Genomic DNA, 24,771 nt, shown 5'->3' on the forward strand with positions numbered 1-24,771 from the left:
CGTGGTTGGTGGGGAGACAGACGGCGCTTGGGAGTGTGCGTGAGTGGCAGCCCCCGTTATGATTTCAACCGGTCATCACATTGTTGCCGAAATGCATGAATTCCTGGTTCATTCCGGCAATCTCGCCGGCTTCAAGCTGCAGACTGGCACTGTCGAGCATCTTGAAACTCTGCTGTCCTTTTACCCAGTCGTCAGCAGATTGCAGCGTAGTCAATGTGTAAGACGTGACCTCGTTCAGATAGTGGGTCGGTATGATGACCTTCGGCTTGAGCTTGGACACGATGTCGTTGCCCTGATCAAAGCTGAGAATATGTTCCGAACCATCCACCGGCAGCGTCAGGACATCCACCTGTCCGATTGCGTCCCAGAACTCCTGTGGCGGGTTATGGCGGTTGTCGCCCCAGATCAACGTGCGGATGCCCCCGGTTTCAACCAGATAGACCACCATGTCCATGTGACCCACATTGTTCGGTGGGCAGGCTTCAACTCCAAACTCGGCCAGCGCGTTGGTCCAGTCGTACCATCCCGGTGCGACACAGGCGTGCTTGTCGGCAAAGCCCGTGATCTTGATGTCGGCAAACTCGAAATTGCCCGCCATGCGGTCCAGAACCATGGTTGAGCTTGGGCGTTCAATCGCATCGTGGTCGAAATGCGCATGCGTCGACAGAGTTATGTCTACGGGGATTTGAGGGAACTCATTGCGGAACCACAGTCCCCAAGCCCCCGACGGATCATCGCGCCACGGATCAAACAGTACGGTTGCCCCGCCAGGCGAGGTGATTTTGATGGCACAATGACCGTAATAGTCGATGCCAACCGCCCCGGTGCTGGCCTGTCCGGTCGATCCCTGAAGATCGATCACATGGTTGTTGTTCCCCGGCTGCAGCCACGCCTGAGATTGTGCTTCGGCCGGTTTCGCGCCCAGAACAGAGGCAGCGGCACCAACCCCCGCAGCGCCTGCCGCCATGAAGAACGACCGGCGCGACAGCCCTGGCGCCAGATGATCCTTGTCCCCTCTCAGGATAGTTGGCTTAAGATCTTTGCGATCCATTTCTGTGTACCTCTCTGTTGGACCTATGCGGTTTCTCCGCACGTCCCAACTGAGGGTAACAAGCCAGAGCATATTGGCTCAGACCGGAATATTAGGGGTGGAATATGGGGCCAATCCCCATATTCAATGTTCACGAAATCGAGAGCAAGTGACTGCGCAGGTTCTGGTCCCGCCCCTCGAGGCCAAGTTTGCGGCGGATATTGTTGCGATGAAAATCGATAGTCGACGTTTCACGCGACAGCGCGTTAGCGATGTCCTTGGTTGTCTTCCCGAACATGACCATCTGCGCGATCTCCATCTCAGTCGGGGTCATTGCCGCAAACGCATCTGTCAGTTTATCGGACAGTGACGATGTGATCTCATTCAGGTTCTTTTCGGCGAGCTCAAGATAAACATACTGCGCTTCATCCCCTGAAAGCTGTGTCCGTACCTTTTCGAGATACGGCAATACCCGGCTGCGGACTTGTTCGACAATTTCGTAGTCCCGGCTTTTACGATCATCATCCAGACTGGACAGCAGGACGCGCAATGCCGTGTTCGTTTCCTCCAATTCCCGGGTGCGATCCGAGACCCGCGTTTCGAGCTGCGTCAGTGTTTCGTTCAGTTTTTCCTCCAGTGCCCGGCGCAGATAAACCTCTTGCAACAAAGCTAAATCCGACTCGACCATACGTGCAAATTGCGTCAGGCCTTCGCGAAACAACAAAGCCCGCCGGTTTTGTTTGCGGTCCAGAACGCAAATTGTTCCGAACACCGATCCATCGGGCCATTTCAGCGGCAGACCGATGTAGAACGTCATCCCATGTTCCAGATCGTCATTGTCTGACCAGACCGGATCGCAGGCGGCATCCTCGACCACCAGTTCACCGTCCCGCTGCAGGACGCCCTGACAATAAAGCTTTGGGTTCAATTGGAAACTCATGCCAACAGGATACGGGTTTTCCGGATGATCCGAGGTAATCAGAACGGCATGATCCGGCGCGTCGGTTTTCATGATCAAGCTTGCTGGTACATCCGCCAGCTCTGCGACCAGATCAACCAGTTGCTGCCAATTGGCCAGCGTTTCCCTGGGAATTTTAGGGTGATCAACACGCATCAGGAGCCTCATGAGTTAGTAGGCGTACCCTTTCAGGTTAGTTGGTCAGGTTGTGTGGAATCAAGAATTGAACGCTCTGCGCCGCAGCATCGGGGCTTAGCCGCCCCAGATGACCTTCACGTAATTCTGGGTTTCCTTGTACGGCGGAATGCCACCATGTTTTTCGACCGCTTTTGGTCCCGCATTATACGCGGCGAGGGCCAGAGGCCAGGACTTGAACTTGCGATACTGCCAGGACAGATATCTGGCCCCACCTTCAAGGTTCTGCTTGGGGTCATGCGGGTTGACCCCCAAAAGTTCAGCCGTCTGAGGCATCAGCTGCGCCAATCCCAGCGCACCTTTGTGAGACTTCGCTTGCGCGTTCCAACCGCTTTCCTGCTGCACAAGGCGCAGGAACAAATCTTCTGGAATATTATGAAGTCGGGCTGCCTGCTTCGCCAGGTCCAGATACTGGCCGCGATACTTCCCGGTATACCGTTTGCTGACCTGCGCGCGGGATGCCTTGGGTTTCAACCGGGCGGAATCGCGATATTGCGTCGCCGCACGGGAATCCAGAACCTTGGACTGTTTGAGGAAAATATCCTTACGGCTTTTGGTGGACAAAGTTTGTGCCTGCGCAGGCACAACAGCCAGCACAAGGCAGACAACAGAAAACCCAGCAACCCAAGAACGCATCAATGCCTATCCTGCTCGATAAGAAACCAGTCGGAGTATAGGTATTCCCGCAAAAAATGAAAGCTTGGTAAAGACTACGGTAAGACTCTTGTTCAACAGTGTTGTATCAACTGTTTTCAACCACGATGCAGGCCGTATAGGGTCACGCAAAACTCATAGCGCCAGATTCGGCGCATTTACGTCAGAACAGAACGAGGAATAACATGGCGGGTTCAGTCAACAAGGTCATTCTGGTCGGAAATCTGGGTCGTGATCCCGAAGTGCGGACATTCCAGAACGGCGGCAAGGTCTGCAATCTGCGCATTGCCACGTCAGAGAACTGGAAAGATCGCAACACAGGTGAACGCCGCGAACGCACGGAATGGCACTCGGTCGCCATCTTCAACGAAGGTCTGGTCCGCGTGGCCGAGCAATATCTGCGCAAAGGGTCAAAGGTCTATCTCGAAGGGCAATTACAGACCCGCAAGTGGCAAGATCAGTCAGGCCAGGACCGCTATTCTACCGAAGTTGTCCTACAGGGCTTTGGCTCTACCCTTGTGATGCTGGATGCGCGCGGTGAAGGCGGCGGCAGCAGTGGTGGCGGTGGTTTTGGCGGCGGCCAGGCCGGTGGTGGCGGCTACGGAGACCCTTATGGCGGTCCGTCTAGCTCTCCCGCGCCGGCATCTGGCGGAATCGACGACGACGAGATTCCGTTCTAAGCAATACGGAGACACAACATGACATGGTCCTTCTCTCTCGGCCGATTGCTCGGGTCCGAACTGAGGGTCCATGTCACATTCTTCCTACTGCTGGCTTGGGTGGGCTTTGCGGCTTATTCTGCCGGTGGTCTGCCTGCAGCCATTGAAAATCTGCTTTTTGTTCTGGCATTGTTTGCCTGTGTGGTCGCACATGAATTCGGCCATGCCCTCATGGCCCGGCGCTATGGAATCAAAACCCCCGACATAACCCTGCTGCCCATTGGTGGGTTGGCCCGGCTTGAAAGAATGCCAGAGAAACCAATGCAGGAAGTTCTGGTGGCGCTTGCAGGTCCTGCGGTGAACATCGTGATCTGGATCGTTCTTGTCGCACTGGGAGCGGGACTGCCACTAGAGACGCTCTCCCAAATCGATTCACCGGGTATCGGATTTCTGAACAGATTGGCCTACATCAATCTGCTGCTGGCCGTCTTCAACATGATCCCGGCTTTCCCAATGGATGGAGGACGCGTGTTCCGTGCCCTTCTGTGCCTGCGCATGGATCGCGTCAAAGCCACCCGTGTGGCAGCGGTCGGCGGTCAGATCGTTGCTGTTGGCTTTGGATTTTTCGGGCTAAGTTCAGGCAACCCATTTCTTGTGCTGATCGCAGTGTTTGTGTTCATCGCCGCCAATGCCGAAAGCCAGGATGTCGCTTTGCGATCTGCTGCACGCCGCGTTCTGGCCCGGGACGCAATGATCACCGAGTTTCACGCGCTCTCGCCCAACGATACGCTGAGCACCGCGGCACAAGCCGTGATTCACACCACTCAACACGAGTTCCCTGTATTGGACGCAGACCAGACCCTGCTGGGTTTTGTAACCCGCAATCGACTGTTTGCTGCGCTGGCTAGTGATCAACCCAGATCGGCACCTGCCACCTCGATCATGGATGCGGATGTCCCTGCAGTTTCGCTTACCACCGGCCTTGAAACCGTGCTGGAACATCTGCACAAAGGTGCTCCGGCCATCGCAGTAGTCACCCGTGGAGGACGCATGATGGGTTACATCACGCGCGAAAACATTGGCGAGCTGATGGTCATTCAAGGCCGTTAGGGTTTCAGCTCAAGCGGTCGCAAGCGCGTCCGACAGAACCGATAGAACCGCATCTTTCGGCACTTCCGAGGTCACAAACGCTTGCCCAATTCCGCGCGCCAGAATGAACCGCAACTGCCCGTCCACGACTTTCTTGTCCTGTCCCATAAGATCCACCAACGCTTCTGCGCTTGGCAATTCGCCCGGAATATCAGCAAGATCGGTTTTCATCCCCATCGCCCGCAAATGCGCGCGCACCCGGCTTGGGTCTTCTTGCGAACACAAGCCAAGGCGGGATGACAGCTCAAACGCCAGCGCACAGCCAATGGCCACGCCTTCGCCGTGCAGAAGGCGGTCGGAATAGCCCGCAGCAGCCTCTAACGCATGGCAAAACGTGTGCCCCAGATTGAGAAGGGCACGGTCGCCCTGTTCGGTTTCGTCTCGCGCCACGATATCGGCTTTCATTTGAACCGAACGCGTTACGGCACGCACCCGGGCCGTCAAGTCACCAGAGGATACGCTTGGACCGTTTTCCTCAAGCCAGTCAAAGAAACTTGCATCGCCTAGCAAACCGTATTTCACGACCTCGCCATAACCGGACAAAAAGTCCCTCTGGGTCATAGTAGCCAGCACCGACGTGTCGGCCAGGACCAGCGAGGGTTGATGAAACGCGCCAATCAGATTCTTCCCCTGAGGCGCGTTGATCCCGGTTTTGCCACCCACGGAACTGTCGACCTGCGCCAGCAAAGACGTTGGGATCTGCACAAACCGAACGCCCCGCCGCAAAACCGCCGCTGCAAAACCTGCAAGATCACCAATCACCCCACCGCCCAAAGCCACGATCACATCCCGGCGTTCGACCTTTTCGGCCAGCAACCACTCAACGGAGCGCTCGAAATGCGGCCAGCTTTTGGTGCTCTCTCCGGCAGGCAAAGCCAGTGCAGTCATTTCAATCCCTGCGGTCTTCAGCCCGGCGCGCAGAGCATCCAGATGCAAATCGGCCACGTTCTCATCAGTCAAAACCGCCACTTTTGGCCGGGCCAGAATCGGTGAAATCAAATCCCCTGCACGTGCCAAAAGGTCCGGCCCGATCTCGACGTCATACGAACGGTCACCCAACTCTACATGTACTGTTTGATGCATTTATCTAAGTTCCAAAACATCAGGGCGCGCCAACAGAGCGTCGACAACGCGGCCCACCATATTTTCGATCGAGGTCTCGCCATCCGACTCTACGGTCAGATCAGCCTGAGCATAGATCGGTACTCGTGCCTCGTAGAGAGATTTCAGTGTCGCATACGGATCGGCGGTCCGCAGCAAGGGACGTGTGTCTTTGTGGCGAACGCGATTCCATAGCACATTCAGGTCCGCCCGCAGCCAAACTGCAGCGCCCTTCTGGGCAATCGTGCTTCGGTTTTCCGGCTGCAAAAACGCCCCACCACCTGTTGAAAGAATGCCCTTTTTCTCTTCCAGCAAGCGTCCAATGACCTGTGTTTCCTTTGTGCGAAAGAAAGGTTCGCCATCACGTTCAAAGATTTCTGGAATGGTCATGTTGGCGGCCGATTCGATCTCGGCATCGCTGTCCAGAAACGGAACGCCCAGCCGGGCGGCCAATGCGCGGCCCACGGCGGTCTTGCCAGCCCCCATCATACCCACCAGAACCACGGTTTTGTGCAGATCAAAACCAGCCTGCGTATCCCCTGAGTGCGTGTTATGCTTAATTTCGCTCATTTAACCGTGAATGACGTGATCTTAGGGAAAATGCCAGTTATAACTTGGCCAAAATCAAAAATTGAGGCAGCGTGGCGCCATGGGTCGTCTGATCAAGTTCCTGATATATATTCTTTGCCTGGGGTTCATTGGGCTGGTTGCCTATGCCTATGTCGGCCCGTTCTTTGGCGCGGATTTCTCTGCGCCAAAAAGTGAAATCCGCGAACCGGTCGTATTGGATGTCAACTAAACAGGCGCTGTTGGCGATCTTTCTGGCTGGATCGGCACAAGCGCAAGACCCGTTGTCTGCGATCGACTGGCTGTCGGATCCGCCTGAAAACCTGCCCGGAACCGTTTTGCTTGAACCTCCGGTAACGCAGAATGGTGCTCTGCCCGAGATTGAGGTGACGCCGCTTGAGGCGCTTTCGCAGCCGTTGGGCCTCGTTGCGTCGTCCGTCACTGGCTTGCCCGTTGATTTGTGGCAAGGCAGCGATGCGGACCGTCTGGCTGACCTGATCGCTAAAACACCCGTTCGCGAAAACCCGGCCATGCAGCGCCTGTTGTTCACATTGCTTCTCTCAGAAACCCGCGCACCCGCTGGGCCTGAAGCACAAGAGGTTATGCTGTTGGCGCGACTGGACCGTCTTATGCAGCTGGGCGCAGCTGATCCTGTTCAGTCGTTGGTTCAATTGGCCGGGCCGACCGATACGCGAGATCGATTTCAACGATGGTTCGATGCAACATTGCTGACCGGGGATGAGGATCGCAGTTGTACCGCCCTGATCGCCGAACCACACCTTTCTAAGGATTATTCCGCTCAAGTGTTTTGTAAAGCTCGCCGAGGGGATTGGGCTTCGGCCGCCCTGACGCTTGAGGCAGCGCATGCGTTGGAAATCCTGCCACCAGAAGACCTTGCGGTTCTGGATCGTTTTCTAAGCCCCGAGCTCTATGAAGGCGCGGCTTATCTGCCGCAACCTGACAACCCTGATCCGCTGAGTTTCCGGCTGTTTGAAGCGATTGGTGAACGGCTTCCGTCCGCCCCATTGCCGAGGGCCTTTGCAAACGCAGATTTGCGGGATGTAGCCGGGTGGAAAGCCCAGATCGAAGCCGCAGAGCGGCTCACGCGCATTGGAGCTTTGACCCCAAATCAATTGCTGGGCCTCTATACTGAACGGTCTCCGGCGGCGTCCGGCGCAGTTTGGGACAGGGTCGCCGCCATTCAACGTTTTGAAAGTGCGCTGGATACCGGCAACACAGACGCCATCGGAAAAACACTGCCAGTGGTCTGGCGACAGATGCGCAGTGTCGGGCTTGAGGTGCCTTTTGCAGAACTCTTCGCCGAGCGTTTGGCGCAGATATCACTGGAGGTGTCCGGCACCGAAAATCTGCGCTGGCGTATCCTGATGCTCTCTGACCTTTATGAACAGGCCGCGCTGTCCGCGCCTGATACGTCAAACAACGCGCAATTCCTTGCGGCACTGGCACAGGGTGATCCCGGGCGCGCGAAATCCCCTTCCCCATGGGCGGACGCGGTTGCCCAGGGGTTCGAATGGGCGGCACCGGTACCAAACGACATTGACGCGTTGCTTGCCAACGGTCAGCTTGGTGAAGCTATCTTGGAAGCCATGCAACTGTTTGCGCACGGCGCACGGGGCAATCTGGTAGATCTGACCGCCTCAATTGCAACTTTCCGGCGTGTGGGCCTGGAAGATACCGCGCGACGCGCGGCGCTGACATTATTGATCCTGCAAGAACGATGACGATGGACGCCCCGGCATCAAACGAATTGTGGATATCAACCTTCCTGCAGGCTCAGGCCGCTGAACTGGGGGCAGCCACAAACACGTTGCTGGCCTATGGGCGCGACCTGAAAGACTTTGCGTCCTGGTTAGAGCACAGAACATCCGGGTTCGATCAGGCAGATCGCGATCAGATCGAAGCCTACCTGATCGATTGTGATGCACAGGGCTTGTCGCGTTCTACCCGTGCGCGGCGATTATCGGCCATCAAACAGCTCTATCGATTTGCGTTCGAGGAGGGATGGAGCGAGACAAACCCAGCCATACAGATCAAAGGCCCCGGGCGGCAGAAACGTCTGCCCAAAACGTTGGACGTGCCTGAAGTCGACCGCCTGCTCGAGGCTGCCCGACAAACCGGGCGCACCACTGTCGACCGGGTACGCAACACATGTCTGATGGAGGTACTGTACGCCACCGGAATGCGCGTGACCGAACTGGTGTCCCTGCCCGTCTCCTCGGCCCGAGGCGACCCTCGCATGTTGTTGGTTCTTGGGAAAGGTGGCAAGGAACGTATGGTGCCTCTGTCCCCTCCCGCGCGGAACGCATTGGCCGCCTGGCTGATCGTGCGTGACGAGGTCGAAGATCAGACCGTGGAAAAAGGCGGCCAAAGATCCCGCTTCCTGTTCCCCTCGCGCGGCAAGTCCGGCCACTTGACGCGGCACAGGTTTTTTCTGCTGGTCAAGGAACTGGCGGTTCAGGGTGGTGTGTCGCCCGAGAAAGTCACCCCGCATACGCTGCGTCACGCTTTTGCGACACATCTGCTGGCAAACGGGGCCGACCTGCGTTCAATCCAGACATTGTTGGGCCATGCAGACGTAGCCACGACCGAGATTTACACTCATGTTCTGGACGAACGACTGGCGGAATTGGTGTTGCAACATCACCCGCTGAGCAAAGACCCCGATAGAGACAAGGGCTAAGCCCTTGATCCGGCGGGGCGGCGTCCCCATAACGGATGCAACACCCTAAACCACCAAGGACCAATGAAACCCTCACCTTCTCTGATCGACAGCGCATTCTGGCTTACGTCAGGCGCGATCCTCTTATTGCTCGTTTTATCCGCCTTTTTCTCGGGCTCGGAAACGGCGCTCACGGCCTCTTCACGCGGAAAGTTACGGGCGCAGGCCGACAAGGGATCACGCGGGGCAAAAAAGGCGCTGGAGATTACCGATGACAATGAACGTCTGATCGGTTCGGTTCTGCTGGGCAACAACCTGGTCAACATTCTGGCGGCCTCGCTGGCGACGGCCTTGTTCACCCGGTTGTTCGGAGAAAGCGGCGTGGCTTTGGCAACGCTGGTCATGACCCTGTTGGTTTTGATCTTCGCGGAAGTGCTGCCCAAAACCTATGCGATCACCAATTCCGAAAAGGCCGCCGCAGCTGTCGCGCCGATCATCAGCGTGGTCGTGACGGTGTTTTCTCCCATTGTGGCCGCGGTGCGGTTGCTGGTGCGCGGTGTCTTGCGCCTGTTTGGCGTTCAGATTGACCCGGACAGTAACATTCTGGCTGTTCGTGAAGAAATCGCCGGGGCCTTGCAACTGGGCCATTCCGAAGGGGTCGTCGAAAAAGAAGACCGGGACCGCATTCTGGGCGCGTTGGATCTGGGCGACCGGGCCGTGGAAGAAATCATGTTGCACCGCTCGAACATCGAGATGATCGATGCCGATGACGCACCCGAGGCGATCCTGAAGCAATGCCTGCAAAGCCCTCATACCCGACTGCCAGTTTTCCGGGAGGAACCGGAAAATATCGTGGGTGTTGTTCATGCCAAGGACCTCTTCCGCGCCATGTACGCGCAGGCTGGCGGCAGCGACGGCAGTACAGACCGTCTGGCCAGTTTCGACATCGGCAAGGTTGCAAATGATCCTTATTTTGTGCCCGAAACCACCACGCTAGACGACCAGATGCGGGAATTCCTGCGTATGCACAGCCATTTTGCGCTGGTGGTGGATGAGTATGGCTCTTTGCGTGGTTTGATCACACTTGAAGACATCCTGGAAGAAATCGTGGGCGAGATCGCCGACGAATTCGACATTGAAGAAGAGGTCCCGGTCACCCGTACCGAAGATGGCCAGTATCTGGTCGAAGGCGCCATGACCATTCGCGACGCCAACCGCGCGCTGGACTGGTTACTGCCGGATGAAGAAGCCAACACTCTGGCCGGTCTGGTGATTCACGAGGCGCAGATGATCCCTGTCGTCGGTCAGGTGTTTTCGTTTCACGGCTTCCGGTTCGAGGTCACAGCGCGCGAAGGCAACCGCCTCACCGGGCTGAAAGTGCGACCGCTTTAAAGGTACAGAATCCGGTGCCCGTAACAGGGCACCGGCGATTTTTCAAACCTTACGCAAACCAGGTGCGGCTGGCGACGTAGCCATCCATCAGATCGCCGTTTGCATGCGCAGCCCAGCCTGTAACCCCGTCCGAATACCCGTCGATGAACTGGTTGAACATCGGGTTGATAAGACCGCCTTCTTCCCAGACGATTCGCGCCATCTGGGCATAGGTGTCCTTACGCTTTGCCTCGTCCAGCTCTGCCCGCGCTTTAAGTAGCAGGGTGTCGAACTCTTCATTCTTGAAGCGGGTGTCGTTCCAGTCCGCAGTCGACAGGTAACCAACCGACCACATCTGATCCTGTACCGGACGACCACCCCAGTAAGAGGCGCAGAAAGGTTTGTTGTTCCACACTTCCGACCAGTAACCATCAGCGGGCACACGCTGGATTTCCAACGGGATGCCGGCCACTTGTGCGGTCAGTTGGAACAGTTGTGCTGCATCGATTGCCCCGGCAAAGGCGCCATCCGAGACATGCAGTACGATGGGCGATCCATCATGCCCCGACGCTTTGTAATGTTCGGCCGCCTTGGCAAGATCGAATGCCCGCTGCTCCATCGCGCCGTCGAACAGAGGATATGCTTCGTTGATCGGGATATCGTTGCCGACCGAGCCATAGCCACGCAGGACCTTGTCCACCAGCTCTTCTCGGTTGATGGCATATTTCAAAGCCAGACGCAGATCCTTGTTGTCGAATGGTGCAGTGTCGCAATGCATGGCAAAGATATAATGTCCGCGACCCGAGGCAGCATTGAGCGTCACGCCCGGCGCCCGCCCGAACAACTTGGCGGTGCGTGGTGGCACGATGTTGATGGCGTGAACCTGGCCGGACTGCAGCGCTGCCGAGCGTGCCGTGTCGTCATTCAGAACCAGAATTTCATGGCTGTCAAAGTGACCGACACTTTCATCCCAGTGATTGGCGAACTTCTCGAACCCATAGCGTATGCCGGGTTCGTCGGCGGTAACCTTGTACGCACCGGTTGCGATGCCGTCCGCCGGATTGTCGATACCGCCGCCGGGCTGAATAACAAGATGATAATCCGACAACAGATACGGTAGATCGGCGTTTGGCGTAGCCAAAGTGACAACCACATTGTCACCGTCGACCCGCACCTCCTCGATCCCGCGCATGATACCGAGCGCACCGGATTGCGAATCTTCGTTCGAATGCCGCGCCAGTGTCAGTTGAACATCTTCTGGTGTCAGAGTCTTGCCATTGTGGAATTCCACACCTTTGCGGATATTGAAATGCCAGACCTTTCCATCCTCGGACGCTTCCCAGCTTTCCGCCAGGCTTGGTGCGATCCCACCCTCAGCGGCAACCGCAGTCAGGGTATTGCCAAAGGCGCGCAGGGCTTTGGCGGTCACATGCGAAGCCGACAAAGCCGGATCCAGAGTATTGGTGCTTTCGCCGCCCTTCAGGCCCAGAACAAAGTGACCACCCTTTTTCGGTGTCTCTGCTAGGCCCGCTTCAGCCCAGATCGTGCTTGCGACAGCCGTGCTCAGACCCAACGCAGTGGCTTTCGCCATAAATTCACGGCGACTCAGCGCCTGGGGTTTGAGGTCGAATTTGCTCATTTCTTATCCTATTTGGGTATTTTAGAGGCGGTGCCGGCGCGGCTGTTAACTTGATTCTGTAACAGTCCCGTGACCAGCCACGGGGCTCTTATCCGGCTCGGAGAATTACTTCCACGACAAGTTTTGTCGCGTTTGGCATTGCGCTCTGATCCATCCTAAGCACACTGGCGAAAATCAGTCGGAGGCCCTTATGAAACTTCAAACTCGCGTGGTGGTAATTGGCGGCGGCGTCGTTGGCTGCTCGGTTCTTTATCACCTGACGAAACTGGGCTGGTCCGATGTCATGCTGTTAGAAAGATCCGAACTGACCAGCGGATCGACCTGGCACGCGGCAGGCGGGTTTCACACCCTGAACGGCGACACCAATATGGCTGCGCTGCAGGGTTATACGATCCGGTTGTATAAGGAACTGGAAGAGATCACCGGCATGTCCTGCGGCCTGCACCATGTGGGCGGTGTGACACTCGCCGATAATCAGGACCGGTTCGACATGCTTCTGGCCGAACGTGCCAAGCACCGGTTCATGGGGTTGGAAACTGAAATCGTCGGACCCGAAGAGATCAAGAAGATCGCACCGATCACCAATACAGACGGCATTATCGGCGCACTCTACGATCCCTTGGACGGGCATCTCGACCCCTCAGGTACCACACACGCATATGCCAAAGCAGCCCGCATGGGCGGTGCCACCATCGAAACCCATTGCATGGTGCGTGAGACCAACCAACGCCCGGACGGAACCTGGGATGTGGTCACCAACAAGGGAACCATTCACGCCGAGCATGTCGTAAATGCAGGCGGGCTCTGGGCACGTGAGGTTGGCGCGATGGCCGGGGTCTATTTCCCGCTGCATCCGATGGAACACCAATATCTGGTGACCGATTCGATCCCTCAAATCGAAGCGATCATCGACGCAGGCGGTGAACATCCTCATGTCATGGATCCGGCAGGCGAAAGCTACCTGCGTCAGGAAGGACGTGGGTTGTGCATCGGCTTTTACGAACAGCCCTGCAAACCCTGGGCCGTCGATGGCACGCCCTGGGAATTCGGCCATGAATTGCTGCCTGACGACTATGACAAGATCACGGACAGTATCGAATTCGCATATCGCCGTTTCCCGGTTCTAGCCGAGGCCGGGGTGAAATCGGTAATCCACGGGCCGTTTACCTTTGCTCCGGATGGCAACCCTCTGGTCGGGCCAGTTCCGGGCGTGCGCAATTACTGGTCGGCCTGCGGTGTCATGGCAGGGTTCAGTCAAGGTGGCGGCGTTGGCCTGACACTGGCGCAATGGATGATCGAGGGTGAGCCCGAACGGGATGTCTTTGCCATGGACGTCGCGCGTTTTGGCGACTGGATCAGCCCCGGCTATACCCGCCCTAAAGTGATCGAGAATTATCAGAAACGCTTCAGCGTCGCCTACCCGAACGAAGAACTGCCCGCCGCGCGCCCTAACCGCACGACCCCGATGTACGACATCTTCAGCGACCTGGGCGCGGTCTGGGGGCAGCAATATGGGCTAGAGGTCGCCAACTACTTCGCGCAGGGCGATGAGCCGGGGTATGAAACACCTTCGTTCCGGCGTTCGGATGCGTTCACGGCGACAGGCCGCGAAGTGCGGGCCGTGCGTGAAAGTGTCGGCATCAACGAAGTCCACAATTTCGGCAAATACCGCATCACAGGACCGGCCGCACGGGATTGGCTGGATCGGATCATGGCAGGTCGTATTCCGAAACCCGGACGGCTGTCATTGACTCCGATGCTGTCTCACAAGGGCAAGCTGTTCGGGGATTTCACTGTTTCCTGTCTCAGCGAGACCGAGTTCCAGCTTACCGCTTCCTACGGCAGTCAGGCTTTCCACATGCGCTGGTTCCAGCAGAACGCGCAGGATGGCGTCGCAATTGAGAATATCAGCGACCGTTTGAACGGGTTTCAGATCGCGGGCCCCAAAGCAACGCAGGTTCTGGCCACCTGTACACGTAACAACCTGTCAGAATTCAACTTCCTCGATGTACGTCGCATGACTGTTGGTATGACTGACTGCATCGTGCAAAGGGTCAGCTATACAGGCGACTTGGGCTATGAGATCTATTGCGACCCGCTCGCGCAGCGGCAACTCTGGTGGACGTTATGGCAGGCCGGGCAAACACACGGCATGGTTCCGTTCGGAATGCGCGCAATGATGAGCCTGCGGCTGGACAAGTTCTTCGGGTCCTGGATGCGTGAATTCTCGCCCGATTACACGGCAGCGGAAACCGGGTTGGACCGATTCATCTCATTCCGCAAAAACGCAGATTTCATTGGTCGCGCAGCTGCCGAGGCGGAACGCGCCGAAGGCACAGCACGCACCTTGGTTGCGTTCGAGGTCGAGGCCAGCGACGCAGACGTCAACGCCTATGAACCGATCTGGCTGGATGGCACGGTTGTTGGATTCTGCACTTCGGGCGGCTATTCGCATTACGCTCAAAGGTCCGTCGCCATGGGTTTTCTGCCATCCGGACTTGTCGCCGACGGTCTTGAGGTGGAAATCGAGATTCTGGGACAGATGCGCAGGGCCAGGGTCATCTCGGTGCCTTTGTTTGATGCGGATGGAACCCGGATGAGGGGATGACTCGGACTTGGGCCGACGGCATTGTGGCGCAATGACAGAGATTCCAATCATCCTGCTGGCCGCCGGCCAATCCAGCCGCATGGGCGGTCTGGATAAACTGATGCAATTGATCGATGGCGTTCCACTGCTTGCCCATTCCGCAACCAGAGCCTGCGCTGTCGGTCCTGTTATCGTCGCCCTGCCCCCAAAACCCCATCCAAGGTATGATGCACTTGAGGGTCTGGATATTCAGGTCGTCCCGGTTTTGGATGCTGCAGAAGGAATGAACGCCAGCCTGCGCGCCGCCATCCGACAATTGCCTGCTGAAGCACCGGCAGTAATGGTCTTGTTGGCCGATCTACCGGATCTGACTGAAACCGATCTGGCGACAATCCTGAAAGCGCGGCAAACCCATCCCGGCGACCTAATCTGGCGCGGCACGACCGAAGACGGAAAACCTGGTCATCCAGTGGTGTTTGACAGGTCTCTCTTCGATCAACTCTCAAAGCTGCAGGGCGACGACGGTGCACAAGTAGTCGTGCGGAAACAGCGCGGCAGGGTACATTTGGAACCGCTGCCAGGGCAAAATGCATTGCTGGACCTGGATACCCCGGAAGATTGGGAAATCTGGGAAGACTGGCGCAGGAAACGCACCCCCTGAACAAACACGGCCCGGTCTATTCGACCGGGCCGGTGCCCAAAACAGGACTACCACTTTAATCAATCCCAAAAGTGTGGTCAGTGTGCTTTCAAAACACTCCGACTACAAAACAGCCAAACCTAAACAAGACCCCCTCGTTAACATGCCGCTATCACTTTTGGTGATCGAGTTAGCCGCCAGCGCCCCCTAGCGCTTTTGGCCCCCCTCACTTGGGCACCTTTATCCTCACTGATCCGATCCCTCGAAACAACGTAAAATTGGAAGAAAGGGTTAATTTGGCCTTGTAGCGAATGGCTTTTCCGCAACATCTGACAAAACGCCACTCAACCAAGAGATGAATTCATATGTGCGAACACGGTAATGATTCGAGAATAAGCACAAACTTATGAGCTTATTTCCTCGATCAACGGCGCCATTTTCGTGTCAAGCCCTGCTTCACTCGGACTCACCCACAACCACTGGAAGAGCAGTGTTTTTATTCGCTACTTGAGGGGATGATTGTCAACAAAACAAAACAAATTCAATGTTTTTGAAAGTTTGACGTCAATTTTAGCAACAATCCTCCGATTCGTTTACGTTCGAACCGGCAAATCCCGCGAATCCTGACCATCATCCGCCGACACAAAACACAGGCTTTATGGCAAAATTAAGATTTATTAATTGATCAATCAGAAAACCCCAATCCTGAGAGGGCATCTGGTGTCTCAACGCGCAATCGCAGCTGCGTGAAAAATAACAGGAGACACACATGAGCATCCGCAAATCCTCGCTTCTACTTCCTCGCACATCCAACTGGATGGGTGTCAGTGCACTTGGCGCCGCATTGCTGGCAACAACCGCCATGCCCTCGATGGCCGACGAAGCACTGGCTGACCTAGTCGAAACCGTTTCGCCCTCGGTCGTAACCATAATCGCCGAACAAGAGGCTGTACCGACTCCGACCCAAGGCCAGAACTTTGACTTTGAAGGACACCCGTTCGGAGAATTCTTCAAACGCTTCGGCGAGCCTGAAGGGTTTAACATGCCTCAGCGCGGTCCCGCACAGGGCCTTGGCTCGGGTTTTGTTTTGGATAAAGCTGGATACATCGTCACCAATCATCATGTTGTCGACAATGCCTCAACCGTGACCGTACGGCTAAGCGACGATCGCACGTTTGAAGCTGAAGTGGTCGGAACTGACCCGCTGACAGATATCGCCGTTCTCAAGATCGACGCAGGCGCGGACCTTCAAGCCGTTGAACTGGGTGACAGCGACGCGATCCGCGTGGGTGAAGACGTGGTCGCCATCGGGAACCCCTTCGGTCTGAGTTCGACCGTGACTACCGGCATCGTTTCCGCCAAAGAACGCAACATCTCGGAAGGCCCATATGCTGAGTTTATCCAGACGGATGCGGCGATCAACAAAGGCAACTCGGGTGGTCCGCTGTTCAACATGGATGGCGAGGTTGTTGGCGTGAATTCCGCCATCTATTCGCCCAGCGGCGGATCGGTTGGCCTTGGCTTTGCGGTCACCTCTAACATTGTCCAGCACATCACAGCCGACCTGCGGGATGATGGGCAGGTCAGCCGTGGTTGGCTGGGCGTGTCGATTCAGAACGTGAGCCCGCAACTTGCGGCCGCGTTGGGTATCGACGCTTCGTCGGGCGCGCTGGTGTCTGACGTCGTTGCAGAAAGCCCGGCAGATGGCATCCTGAAGCAAGGCGATGTGATCCTGTCCTTCAACGACGAGGCCGTAGCCTCCAGTGGCGATCTGCCCATCCTTGTGGGCACGACCAAAGTCGGCACCGACAGTACCCTGACCGTGTTGCGCGACGGCAAACAGGAAACGGTTAGTCTGACAATCGGTCAGCACCAAGCAGCATCTGCTCAGGCCGGTGCCCCGGTCGAAGCTGAAGTTGCAGGCACAACGCTCGGTGTCACTGTCGCACCGCTGACTGAAACAGTTCGCGCCGAAACAGGTGTCGCCGAAACTGTCGAGGGCGTGGTCGTCACCGATCTGAAGCCAGACAGCCCCGCAGCCAAGGCTGGGCTGCAGCGCGGCGATGTGATCGTCAAGCTCGGTACGCAGGACACCTTCACGCCGGATGCGCTGAAGGCGGCTCTGGACAGCGAGAAAACCGATCCTGCCCTAGTGCTGATCAATCGCGCCGGCAGCCAGATTTTCGTCGCGGTTGAACTGGCCTGAACTTGAACATGCGTGCGCCGCTTGATGGGGATTTTCGGCGCACGCCTCACCTGGCGGATCAGAGTTGTCCACTATCCGCCGGGCTTGCCGGGTGCAGGCCCAGCACCCGGCAAGAACCTCTTCAAACCATGTGCTTTACCTGAAATTTATGTTTAAATCCGGAAAGAAAGGAGCCTGACCATGAGCCGCCGTCTGTTGATCGTCGAAGATGATGCCGACACCAGGGACTTTATCGCCAAAGGGTTTGGTGAAGAGGGTTACGTGGTCGAATCTGCGGCTGACGGACGCGAGGGATTGTACCATGCAACCGATGGCGGGTTTGACGCAATTGTTCTGGACAGGATGTTGCCCGGTTTGGACGGGCTGTCGCTGATAAAATCCCTGCGCGCAGCCGGAATGAAAACGCCGGTTCTGATGCTGACAGCAATGAGCGCGGTGGACGAGCGAGTCAAAGGCCTGCGTTCGGGCGCTGACGATTATCTGGTCAAGCCCTTCTCGTTTCAGGAGCTGCATGCCCGGATCGAAGCCTTGTTGCGCCGCCCACAGGAATCTGAAGAGGTGCCAACACTGACCTGCAAGGATCTGCAAATGGATTTGCTGACCCGCAAAGTCACGCGCGACGGACACGAAATCACTTTGACCCCTCGAGAGTTTCAAATTCTTGAGTTCTTTCTACGCCGCAAAAACCGGGTCGTGTCGCGCACCATGTTGCTTGAAGGGGTCTGGGATTACCATTTCGACCCGAACACCAACGTTGTAGATGTTCACATCTCGAAACTTCGGCGCCAGCTGGACGAAGGCGGAGATATACCGTTGATTGAAACTATCCGCGGCGCGGGTTACATGATGTCTGATGGATAACCTTCGACTTTCTTTAAACAATTCCCGCACAAGGCTGGTTGCCACCAGCATGTTCCTAAGCACATTCCTGACAGCCTCTGTGCTGGCACTTGTGTATGTGACGGCCAATCGAAGCATCGAATCCGAAACCCGCTCGGTCGTGTCCGCCGAACTGACCGGGCTTGCAGACGAATATGAAAGACGGGGGCTGCTGGGGCTCGTCGCAGCGATCGAGCGCCGCCTGCCAAGCGCCTCAGAGCGCGACGCGCTTTATCTTTTAACGGATCGTCTGGGCGTCAAGCTGGTGGGCAACCTGAAAACCTGGCCAGTAAATATTGCCGCCGGAAGTGGTTGGGTGGATCTGGAACTGCTCCGTGCCGACAATGACCAGCTTGTACCCGTCTCGGCCGCGTCGATCCGTCTGCCGGGCGGCGAGCGCCTTTTGGTCGGACGGGATGCTGCGACGCGCCAGCAATTCGACAGGGTTCTGTTTCGCTCTGTCGCGCTGGCGCTGGGGATCGCTTTTGTGCTGAGTGTCATCACCGGCTGGCTGTTCACGCGGATGGTGTTTTCGCGCCTCTCCGAGATCGCCAGCACGGCCGAGAATATCGTTTCTGGCGATCTGTCTAAACGGATGCCGTTACGCGGGACGGGGGATGAATTTGATCAGGTCTCGGGCACACTGAACAACATGCTCGACCGGATCGAGGAATTGATCAGCAACCTTCGTACCACTTCGAATTCGATTGCACATGATCTGCGCTCTCCTCTGTCACGCTTGCGTCAAAGGGTCGAAGCCCTGTCGGCACCCGACAAAAGCGATCTGGATCGTGAGATCGACATCGCGCGGGCAACGGGTGAAATCGATCACGTCCTGCGGGTGCTGGGGCAGCTCACCGAAATTTCGCGGGCAGAGGCTGGTCTGGGGCGAGAGCAATTCGAAGCCATTGATTTACGGCAACTGGTCGGCGACGTCGTCGAGCTTTATGATCCTGTGGCCGCCGATCAAGGTGTGCAACTTGAAGTCAAAGGCTCCGCCCTTGTCATTCAGGGACACCGGCCTCTTCTCTCTCAGGCTCTTTCCAATCTGCTTGAAAACGCTATGCGCTATGCGCCCGCGGATACAGCGATCACGATTTCAATCTATGCACATGACGGTTTTGCGCAGTTGTGCGTCCGGGACCGTGGCCCGGGCGTTCCGCCCGAAGAACTTGATCGACTGCAGCTTCCCTTCGTAACACTTGACCCAGCGCGGACAGAGCGGAATGCAGGTTTGGGCCTGGCCCTGGTTGCTGCGATCTCACATATGCATGGCGGGAAATTTGCGGCCCGAAATTGTGACCCCGGATTGGAAACCATGATAGATCTGGCGCAAAGGCGCTAATCCGGAACGCCATTTATTGCCAATGTCTTGTTTTTATAACGCTTATCTTCGGTCACATCTGCACCGAACCAATCTGGTGGTACATAACCTTTGGCCTGCGCTTCGGATGTGAATTCCACTTCGACCAACCGTAAAGGCACCAGATCACCCGAGAAGACATCCAACTCAAACACCAGACCATCCGGCAATTGGCCAGTGTAGCGTTCCTTTTCAACTCTGCGCCCTTCTGTTTCCGGCCAAAAGGTTTCGAACTGATCCGCAGTAATCTCTGTCTCACGCTCAACACGCACGAGGCCACCGCGCCCCTTCAGGGTCAGAAAAAACACATCGTTCTTCTGCCTCAGCCGCAATTCGGTCGTGTCACCAGGAGCCGTCAGATACCCCTGACGGATAACAGCTTTTTCCGCGCCACTCAGGTCAGGAACCGTTGCTACCAAAAACTTGCGTTCGATTTCCTTGCTCATTGGGTTTTGACCACTCCGTCTTCCAATTCGTCAAACAGCGTCCGGTAAGCTGCACAGGCCGTACTGCGTCCGGCATAGGTACTGACTGGCGCCCGGTGCTGACCCATTTTTTCGATGTCCGACGCGAAGGGAACCGTCGTCTGCAAAAAGCGTTTGGGATATAGCTTCCGCATCGATTTCATCGTTTCCTGATGCAAAACCTTCCGTTTTTGCACCATCGAGAAGAACGCCCGCAGCTTCTTCTTGCGCAACTTATGTTCGTCGAAAAAGCTGACCAACTGATCGAACGTCCGCTCGGACAGGGTGGTGGGAATGACCGGCACCACGATTTCATCAGCTACCTTGAAAATATTCTCGGACAGGGTCGAGAAATTGGGCGGGCAATCCAGAATGATCACGTCATAATCGCTGCCCGCCGCGACCAGAGCTTTTTTCAAACGCGAGCGTTTGTTGCGCATCCGCGACAGGAACACATCGAAATCACGAAAGCTCAGGTTTGCTGGCAGCACGTCCAACCCTTCGAAATCGCTGGCTCGGATCGCTTTGACAAACCTTTGCACGTCTTCAAAAAACCGCGCATCCGTCAGCTTTTTCGATGGCTTCACCCGAAAATAGAACCCCGCCGCACCCTGAGGATCGAGATCGCACAGCAATACCTGCTGTCCTGCCTGCGCATACGCATAAGCTAGGTTCACCGAGGTTGCGGTTTTTCCAACACCGCCCTTATTGCTGTAACAGGCAATGATCTTCATTCCTCACTCCTCTTTTTGGTGAAACAAGCTTCGGAACAGGTGCCGGGTCTCAAGCCTGTCAAATTGCTGAAAGCTTGAGATGACGCGGCTCCGCTCGGCCTTTTGGCGTTGATCCAGCACCGCAATAAGTCCACCGACGGCCAGACCGACCTGTGCATCTACCCGGCCCTGCGCATTGCTTTGTTGAGAGACAAAGGCCAACAAGGCCTCTTGCTGGACAGAATAGTCGTTGAACAGCCCCAGGTTGTCCTGAAGCTTTTTTAACGGCCTGATGATGGTTCTAAAGCTCTTTGCATCAAAGAGAGGACCAAAGAACTCCATCAAATATCGCAGCTTTTTGCAATCAATGCGGAGATCATGCACCGTTTCGTCCGGTGTATCGTCGGTGATGCTGCGGGCAGTTCTGCACACTTTACGATAGCGTTTCCAGATCAACGCGCAGGCATATTCAGAAGCACCCCGATCGGCGTTAGGCCCTGCCTCCAAACGCGTCGTTTCGCTGAACAAAGCGATCAATTCTGACATCGACGTATCATAAGCATCGCCGCGCAACCGGCGGGACAAGCGTGACATTTCCTGCATGCGTTCCTTTTGAAACCGGTCGAACATCTCATGCAATCCGGCATGAAGTTTTGACGGTACCAGATTGAAATACATATCTTTATCCAGAAGATACACATCCAGATCACGCATTCGCCCGGTGGGTGCCATAAGTTCGGAAAAGACCCGCTTCAACTCTGCAGTTTGCGTTTGGGAAAAGACGCCCTTGAACAGGCTGACGACAGATCTGATTTTTCGGAGACTTACACGGTAATCATGCAGAAACTCTGTATCGATGTCAGCGATTACCCCATCTTCGTTTTGCCGGGCTACCTTCAGATAAGTCTGAATGATATCTGCCGCGACTTCGATAGATGGCTCTGTTTGTCCCAGCCTGATCTCCGGCTTGGCCTGATATGTAAACATGCCGGGAAACAGCCCTGCAAAGAATGCTTCGGTGCCCAACGCACCGCTGGGCAGGTCGGAAATCGCATCACAGACCTTTTGATACGCTCTTTCATACCCGCGCAGCTTCTGAATACGCACAATAGCCGCTTGCCCGGTTGACGAGGTCATAAACCAGATTGTCCCCCTGACCTGAGTCTTTTGCAGCTCATCCAGCACCACGAGGGACTTCACCGCGATCTTTCCGGCGCCGATCTGTATCAAGGCGCGTAGCTCGGGAAAGCCCTTCAATGCTACCTGTACCGGGCCGTGCGGCAAGTTTTGAACAAACAAACCCAGCCCTTTGCCGCGCTGAGATAATGGTTTGCGCTTATTCTGCCAAAGTTGCAGCACTCCATTGGTCTCGATCAGAACCCGACCCGAAGCACGCAAGGATTGATCGTGACAATCCAGCAGCACGAATGGCTTGGCGGCAACCTCAGGCGCAATTTCGACCGAGAAACCCGCAAGCGCCTTTGCCAGTTTTGTCGCATCAATCGGCTTGATAAGAACAAACTGATCACCTGACGGCTCGGTCATCATCCACCCTTCCGAGGCGCGGACAGGTTGGTGTTGGTCATGCTCTTGAAAGATTTCCCTTCGGTATCATTGGATTTCGACACCCGACCCTCCGCGACAGCGTGACGTCATGCAAACTTATTCTCGCGAAGACATCAAGACATTCTGGTTTGACCAAGTGTAATCCCTGGGTGACAGATGTCAGTTGCGGAAGTATGACAACCGTATGAGTGACCCGGTATCATCGATCCGCAACCTTGGCCCCGCCTTTGAGCAGGCCTGTGCACGCGCTGGCATTCATTCGGCCGACGCGTTGCGAGAGCTAGGACCAGATGATGCCTATGCCCGCCTTTTGCGCGCAGGGACCAAGGCGCATTTCATCGGGTATTATGTGTTGGTGATGGGCCTGCAGGGCCGCCCATGGAATGACTGCAAGGGTGAAGAGAAAAAGGCCCTGCGCCAGCGTTTTGACGCGATCAAGGCAGGCAACAGCGCGGCGCCGGAAAGCCAGTTGGTTGCTGACCTGGATGCTATCGGCGTACGTGTCGCCCCCAAAGATCTCAAGCAAGTCTGAACAATAAAAGGCCGCCCCGGCAGGAGCGGCCCAATCTTTTACCGAAGGCTGCGGCTTAGCCGACCAGTTCGATGCCCGAGAAGAAGTATGCGATCTCGACCGCTGCGGTTTCCGGAGCGTCCGAACCGTGGACCGAGTTTTCGCCAACCGATTCAGCGAATTCGGCGCGGATGGTGCCGGGGGCCGCGTCTGCAGGGTTGGTTGCGCCCATGACTTCACGGTTCTTGGCAATGGCGCCTTCGCCTTCCAGAACCTGAACAACAACCGGTTCGGAGGACATGAATTCGCACAGTTCGTCATAGAACGGGCGCTCGGCATGCACGTCGTAGAACTTGCCGGCCTGAGCTTTGGTCATGTGGATGCGCTTTTGCGCCACAACGCGCAGGCCTGCCTCTTCGAACTTGGCGTTGATCTTGCCAGTCAGGTTGCGGCGGGTTGCATCGGGTTTAATGATCGAGAATGTACGTTCCAGTGCCATGTCGGCCTCTCCTTACAATGTGGCGCAGCGTTCGCGCCGAAATCCATCGCGCGCCGGGTATCACGGTCTTCAGCTCATGAAAAGTGTTATGATGACCTGCCCGCAGCATTGGGGTTCAGAATGTGTCGGGCAAAGGATCAATCCGGTCCAGGCGTCGGACGTAAAGCACCGCAAGTAAACCCGCAACGCTGCACACACACATCATGCCCAAAACCAGAAATGGCCCGTTTTAGGGCTGACAAATGCACCCGTCATCGAAGTCAGAATCGCGCCAAGTGTTACCACCATCGCTCCCGACAACCCGGCTGCACTGCCTGCCAGATTGGGGCGCACAGACATGACACCTGCCGAAGTATTTGCATTGGTCAGGCCATTGCCGAACCCGACACAGATGGCCGAGCCGAAGAACACCCAAACCGACCCCAGATTGGCGAAGAAAAGCAGTAGTCCGCAGAAGGGCCCGGTCGAAGCCACAACCCGTCCAATCAGGATCATCGTGGTCAGACGTGTCCGCGCCGCGATCCGGCCAGTGACAAAGTTCCCGACCATAAAACCGCCCGTGATGATACCAAGACCAAGACCCAACATCGCAGGGCTTAGATCAAACCACGCGGCAGCGACCAGAGGAGCACCAGTGATGAAGCTGTAGAAACCGCCAATCGAAAACGCCGCGCACAGGGCATATCCCCAGAATCGACGCGCACGAAACAAGTGCGGGTACTCGTGCAGTTGAGCGGTAAAGGTCGAGGAGCGGTTCGTGTTGGTTTCACCCATATCGAACCAAAGCAACACCAGCAGCCCTGCCCCCAGCAGCGTATAAAGCACAAACCCCGAGCGCCATCCGAAGAGCATATCCAGCGCCCCGCCCAGCATCGGCCCAAGCATCGGAGCCAAAGCCATCGCCATCGCCACATAGCCCAGTTTACTGGCCGCTTCATTCGGCGGATACCGATCTCTGATCGATGCGCTGGACAGAACCGACCCAGCCACAACGGCGGCCTGCAAAAGACGAAAACCCAGAAAGGACCAGATGGACACGGCCAGCGTGCACCCAATTGAGGCGACGACGAAAATCACCGTACAGATCAATAAGATCGGCCTGCGCCCGAAGCGATCTGAAAGCGGGCCCATGATAAGTTGCAACACGGCTGACACCGCCAGATACCCGGCAACGGAAATGTTCATCAAACCATAGTCGACCGCGAAGTCTTCGCTCATATGCGCAAGGGACGGCAGGAACATATTCAGCGACAGCACCGACAGCGCGGTGACAAAGATCAAAGTGATCAGGGATGGGGGCGTCCGGGCCGAGTGCATGTGGAAAACCGTTCAGAAAAGCA

Annotated in this window: 22 protein-coding genes and 1 pseudogene; 12 read left to right on the top strand and 11 right to left on the bottom strand. The window is 56.3% G+C overall.

Annotation, left to right across the window (positions count from 1 at the left end; all coding sequences use genetic code 11):
• Positions 1–64: 64 nt before the first annotated feature.
• The 3 genes from Q0816_RS06105 to Q0816_RS06115 all read right to left on the bottom strand — a co-directional run bounded on the left by Q0816_RS06105 (position 65) and on the right by Q0816_RS06115 (position 2,819).
• Entirely contained in the window at positions 65–1,051 is a 987-nt protein-coding gene (locus Q0816_RS06105) for an MBL fold metallo-hydrolase (RefSeq protein ID WP_298848631.1), read from the bottom strand.
• A gap of 130 nt (positions 1,052–1,181) precedes the next feature.
• Positions 1,182–2,144: a LuxR C-terminal-related transcriptional regulator gene (locus Q0816_RS06110; RefSeq protein WP_298848633.1), complete on the bottom strand. Its 963-nt coding sequence runs from the start codon at positions 2,142–2,144 to the stop codon at positions 1,182–1,184.
• Between the two features lie 96 nt (positions 2,145–2,240).
• Positions 2,241–2,819 (bottom strand): lytic transglycosylase domain-containing protein, encoded by a 579-nt coding sequence (locus Q0816_RS06115; protein ID WP_298848635.1) that lies wholly within the window; start codon positions 2,817–2,819, stop codon positions 2,241–2,243.
• Between the two features lie 203 nt (positions 2,820–3,022).
• Between Q0816_RS06115 and ssb the strand changes: the two genes are divergently transcribed.
• Both ssb and Q0816_RS06125 read left to right on the top strand, forming a co-directional pair.
• Positions 3,023–3,517, top strand: coding sequence for a single-stranded DNA-binding protein (gene ssb / locus Q0816_RS06120; RefSeq protein WP_298848637.1), 495 nt, complete (start codon positions 3,023–3,025; stop codon positions 3,515–3,517).
• An 18-nt stretch (positions 3,518–3,535) separates the two neighbouring features.
• A complete protein-coding gene (locus Q0816_RS06125) occupies positions 3,536–4,606 on the top strand; it encodes a site-2 protease family protein (protein WP_298848638.1) in 1,071 nt (356 codons plus the stop codon).
• Between the two features lie 9 nt (positions 4,607–4,615).
• Here Q0816_RS06125 and aroB read toward each other — a convergent pair whose 3' ends face one another.
• Both aroB and Q0816_RS06135 read right to left on the bottom strand, forming a co-directional pair.
• Positions 4,616–5,728, bottom strand: a complete 1,113-nt coding sequence (aroB, locus tag Q0816_RS06130; RefSeq protein WP_298848640.1) for a 3-dehydroquinate synthase — start codon at positions 5,726–5,728, stop codon at positions 4,616–4,618.
• Positions 5,729–6,316: a shikimate kinase gene (locus Q0816_RS06135; RefSeq protein ID WP_298848642.1), complete on the bottom strand. Its 588-nt coding sequence runs from the start codon at positions 6,314–6,316 to the stop codon at positions 5,729–5,731.
• Between the two features lie 79 nt (positions 6,317–6,395).
• Here Q0816_RS06135 and Q0816_RS06140 point away from each other — a divergent pair, with 79 nt between their 5' ends.
• From Q0816_RS06140 to Q0816_RS06155, 4 genes are all read left to right on the top strand, one after another.
• Positions 6,396–6,545: a hypothetical protein gene (locus Q0816_RS06140; protein WP_298848644.1), complete on the top strand. Its 150-nt coding sequence runs from the start codon at positions 6,396–6,398 to the stop codon at positions 6,543–6,545.
• Entirely contained in the window at positions 6,535–8,055 is a 1,521-nt protein-coding gene (locus tag Q0816_RS06145) for a hypothetical protein (RefSeq protein WP_298848645.1), read from the top strand. Before Q0816_RS06140 ends, Q0816_RS06145 begins: the two co-directional genes overlap by 11 nt.
• Before the next feature lie 2 nt (positions 8,056–8,057).
• Positions 8,058–9,014, top strand: a complete 957-nt coding sequence (locus tag Q0816_RS06150) for a site-specific tyrosine recombinase XerD (RefSeq protein ID WP_298848889.1) — start codon at positions 8,058–8,060, stop codon at positions 9,012–9,014.
• 63 nt (positions 9,015–9,077) lie between these two features.
• Entirely contained in the window at positions 9,078–10,385 is a 1,308-nt protein-coding gene (locus Q0816_RS06155) for an HlyC/CorC family transporter (RefSeq protein ID WP_298848648.1), read from the top strand.
• A gap of 49 nt (positions 10,386–10,434) precedes the next feature.
• Here the strand turns inward: Q0816_RS06155 and Q0816_RS06160 are convergent, their stop codons facing one another.
• Positions 10,435–12,003, bottom strand: coding sequence for an ABC transporter substrate-binding protein (locus Q0816_RS06160; RefSeq protein ID WP_298848650.1), 1,569 nt, complete (start codon positions 12,001–12,003; stop codon positions 10,435–10,437).
• Positions 12,004–12,193: 190 nt separating this feature from the next.
• Here Q0816_RS06160 and Q0816_RS06165 point away from each other — a divergent pair, with 190 nt between their 5' ends.
• The 5 genes from Q0816_RS06165 (at position 12,194) to Q0816_RS06185 (ending at position 19,660) form a co-directional block, all read left to right on the top strand.
• A complete protein-coding gene (locus tag Q0816_RS06165) occupies positions 12,194–14,611 on the top strand; it encodes an FAD-dependent oxidoreductase (protein ID WP_298848652.1) in 2,418 nt (805 codons plus the stop codon).
• Between the two features lie 31 nt (positions 14,612–14,642).
• A complete protein-coding gene (locus tag Q0816_RS06170; protein WP_298848654.1) occupies positions 14,643–15,251 on the top strand; it encodes a nucleotidyltransferase family protein in 609 nt (202 codons plus the stop codon).
• Positions 15,252–15,999: 748 nt separating this feature from the next.
• The gene (locus Q0816_RS06175) at positions 16,000–17,436 is read left to right on the top strand and encodes a Do family serine endopeptidase (RefSeq protein ID WP_298848656.1); all 1,437 of its coding nucleotides are present in this window, start codon (positions 16,000–16,002) and stop codon (positions 17,434–17,436) included.
• Between the two features lie 180 nt (positions 17,437–17,616).
• The gene (locus Q0816_RS06180) at positions 17,617–18,297 is read left to right on the top strand and encodes a response regulator transcription factor (RefSeq protein ID WP_298848658.1); all 681 of its coding nucleotides are present in this window, start codon (positions 17,617–17,619) and stop codon (positions 18,295–18,297) included.
• 49 nt (positions 18,298–18,346) lie between these two features.
• Positions 18,347–19,660, top strand: a complete 1,314-nt coding sequence (locus tag Q0816_RS06185) for an ATP-binding protein (protein ID WP_298848659.1) — start codon at positions 18,347–18,349, stop codon at positions 19,658–19,660.
• Here Q0816_RS06185 and Q0816_RS06190 read toward each other — a convergent pair.
• Genes Q0816_RS06190 through Q0816_RS06200 form a run of 3 tightly spaced genes read right to left on the bottom strand, consistent with a single transcriptional unit; the run spans position 19,657 to position 22,403 of the window.
• Entirely contained in the window at positions 19,657–20,124 is a 468-nt protein-coding gene (locus Q0816_RS06190; RefSeq protein ID WP_298848661.1) for a CYTH domain-containing protein, read from the bottom strand. The genes Q0816_RS06185 and Q0816_RS06190 overlap by 4 nt on opposite strands.
• Complete coding sequence (locus Q0816_RS06195) at positions 20,121–20,876, bottom strand: ParA family protein (RefSeq protein ID WP_298848663.1); 756 nt, start codon at positions 20,874–20,876, stop codon at positions 20,121–20,123. Before Q0816_RS06195 ends, Q0816_RS06190 begins: the two co-directional genes overlap by 4 nt.
• A 3-nt stretch (positions 20,877–20,879) precedes the next feature.
• Positions 20,880–22,403: a CHAD domain-containing protein gene (locus Q0816_RS06200; protein ID WP_298848664.1), complete on the bottom strand. Its 1,524-nt coding sequence runs from the start codon at positions 22,401–22,403 to the stop codon at positions 20,880–20,882.
• Positions 22,404–22,605: 202 nt separating this feature from the next.
• Between Q0816_RS06200 and Q0816_RS06205 the strand changes: the two genes are divergently transcribed.
• The gene (locus Q0816_RS06205; RefSeq protein WP_298848666.1) at positions 22,606–22,953 is read left to right on the top strand and encodes a TfoX/Sxy family protein; all 348 of its coding nucleotides are present in this window, start codon (positions 22,606–22,608) and stop codon (positions 22,951–22,953) included.
• Between the two features lie 55 nt (positions 22,954–23,008).
• Here Q0816_RS06205 and ndk read toward each other — a convergent pair whose 3' ends face one another.
• The gene (gene ndk, locus Q0816_RS06210; RefSeq protein WP_298848668.1) at positions 23,009–23,431 is read right to left on the bottom strand and encodes a nucleoside-diphosphate kinase; all 423 of its coding nucleotides are present in this window, start codon (positions 23,429–23,431) and stop codon (positions 23,009–23,011) included.
• A 115-nt stretch (positions 23,432–23,546) separates the two neighbouring features.
• Positions 23,547–24,748: pseudogene (locus Q0816_RS06215) on the bottom strand (multidrug effflux MFS transporter).
• Positions 24,749–24,771 lie beyond the last annotated feature (23 nt).

It is taken from the genome of uncultured Ruegeria sp. (genome assembly GCF_947497005.1).
Lineage (GTDB): Bacteria > Pseudomonadota > Alphaproteobacteria > Rhodobacterales > Rhodobacteraceae > Ruegeria.

What these genes read in the sequence shown, in the direction of transcription:
- Q0816_RS06105 (WP_298848631.1), bottom strand. Translation starts at nt 1,051, where the DNA reads ATGGATCGCAAAGATCTTAAGCCAACTATCCTGAGAGGGGACAAGGAT.
- Q0816_RS06110 (WP_298848633.1), bottom strand. Translation starts at nt 2,144, where the DNA reads ATGCGTGTTGATCACCCTAAAATTCCCAGGGAAACGCTGGCCAATTGG.
- Q0816_RS06115 (WP_298848635.1), bottom strand. Translation starts at nt 2,819, where the DNA reads ATGCGTTCTTGGGTTGCTGGGTTTTCTGTTGTCTGCCTTGTGCTGGCT.
- ssb (WP_298848637.1), top strand. Translation starts at nt 3,023, where the DNA reads ATGGCGGGTTCAGTCAACAAGGTCATTCTGGTCGGAAATCTGGGTCGT.
- Q0816_RS06125 (WP_298848638.1), top strand. Translation starts at nt 3,536, where the DNA reads ATGACATGGTCCTTCTCTCTCGGCCGATTGCTCGGGTCCGAACTGAGG.
- aroB (WP_298848640.1), bottom strand. Translation starts at nt 5,728, where the DNA reads ATGCATCAAACAGTACATGTAGAGTTGGGTGACCGTTCGTATGACGTC.
- Q0816_RS06135 (WP_298848642.1), bottom strand. Translation starts at nt 6,316, where the DNA reads ATGAGCGAAATTAAGCATAACACGCACTCAGGGGATACGCAGGCTGGT.
- Q0816_RS06140 (WP_298848644.1), top strand. Translation starts at nt 6,396, where the DNA reads ATGGGTCGTCTGATCAAGTTCCTGATATATATTCTTTGCCTGGGGTTC.
- Q0816_RS06145 (WP_298848645.1), top strand. Translation starts at nt 6,535, where the DNA reads ATGTCAACTAAACAGGCGCTGTTGGCGATCTTTCTGGCTGGATCGGCA.
- Q0816_RS06150 (WP_298848889.1), top strand. Translation starts at nt 8,058, where the DNA reads ATGGACGCCCCGGCATCAAACGAATTGTGGATATCAACCTTCCTGCAG.
- Q0816_RS06155 (WP_298848648.1), top strand. Translation starts at nt 9,078, where the DNA reads ATGAAACCCTCACCTTCTCTGATCGACAGCGCATTCTGGCTTACGTCA.
- Q0816_RS06160 (WP_298848650.1), bottom strand. Translation starts at nt 12,003, where the DNA reads ATGAGCAAATTCGACCTCAAACCCCAGGCGCTGAGTCGCCGTGAATTT.
- Q0816_RS06165 (WP_298848652.1), top strand. Translation starts at nt 12,194, where the DNA reads ATGAAACTTCAAACTCGCGTGGTGGTAATTGGCGGCGGCGTCGTTGGC.
- Q0816_RS06170 (WP_298848654.1), top strand. Translation starts at nt 14,643, where the DNA reads ATGACAGAGATTCCAATCATCCTGCTGGCCGCCGGCCAATCCAGCCGC.
- Q0816_RS06175 (WP_298848656.1), top strand. Translation starts at nt 16,000, where the DNA reads ATGAGCATCCGCAAATCCTCGCTTCTACTTCCTCGCACATCCAACTGG.
- Q0816_RS06180 (WP_298848658.1), top strand. Translation starts at nt 17,617, where the DNA reads ATGAGCCGCCGTCTGTTGATCGTCGAAGATGATGCCGACACCAGGGAC.
- Q0816_RS06185 (WP_298848659.1), top strand. Translation starts at nt 18,347, where the DNA reads ATGTTCCTAAGCACATTCCTGACAGCCTCTGTGCTGGCACTTGTGTAT.
- Q0816_RS06190 (WP_298848661.1), bottom strand. Translation starts at nt 20,124, where the DNA reads ATGAGCAAGGAAATCGAACGCAAGTTTTTGGTAGCAACGGTTCCTGAC.
- Q0816_RS06195 (WP_298848663.1), bottom strand. Translation starts at nt 20,876, where the DNA reads ATGAAGATCATTGCCTGTTACAGCAATAAGGGCGGTGTTGGAAAAACC.
- Q0816_RS06200 (WP_298848664.1), bottom strand. Translation starts at nt 22,403, where the DNA reads ATGATGACCGAGCCGTCAGGTGATCAGTTTGTTCTTATCAAGCCGATT.
- Q0816_RS06205 (WP_298848666.1), top strand. Translation starts at nt 22,606, where the DNA reads ATGAGTGACCCGGTATCATCGATCCGCAACCTTGGCCCCGCCTTTGAG.
- ndk (WP_298848668.1), bottom strand. Translation starts at nt 23,431, where the DNA reads ATGGCACTGGAACGTACATTCTCGATCATTAAACCCGATGCAACCCGC.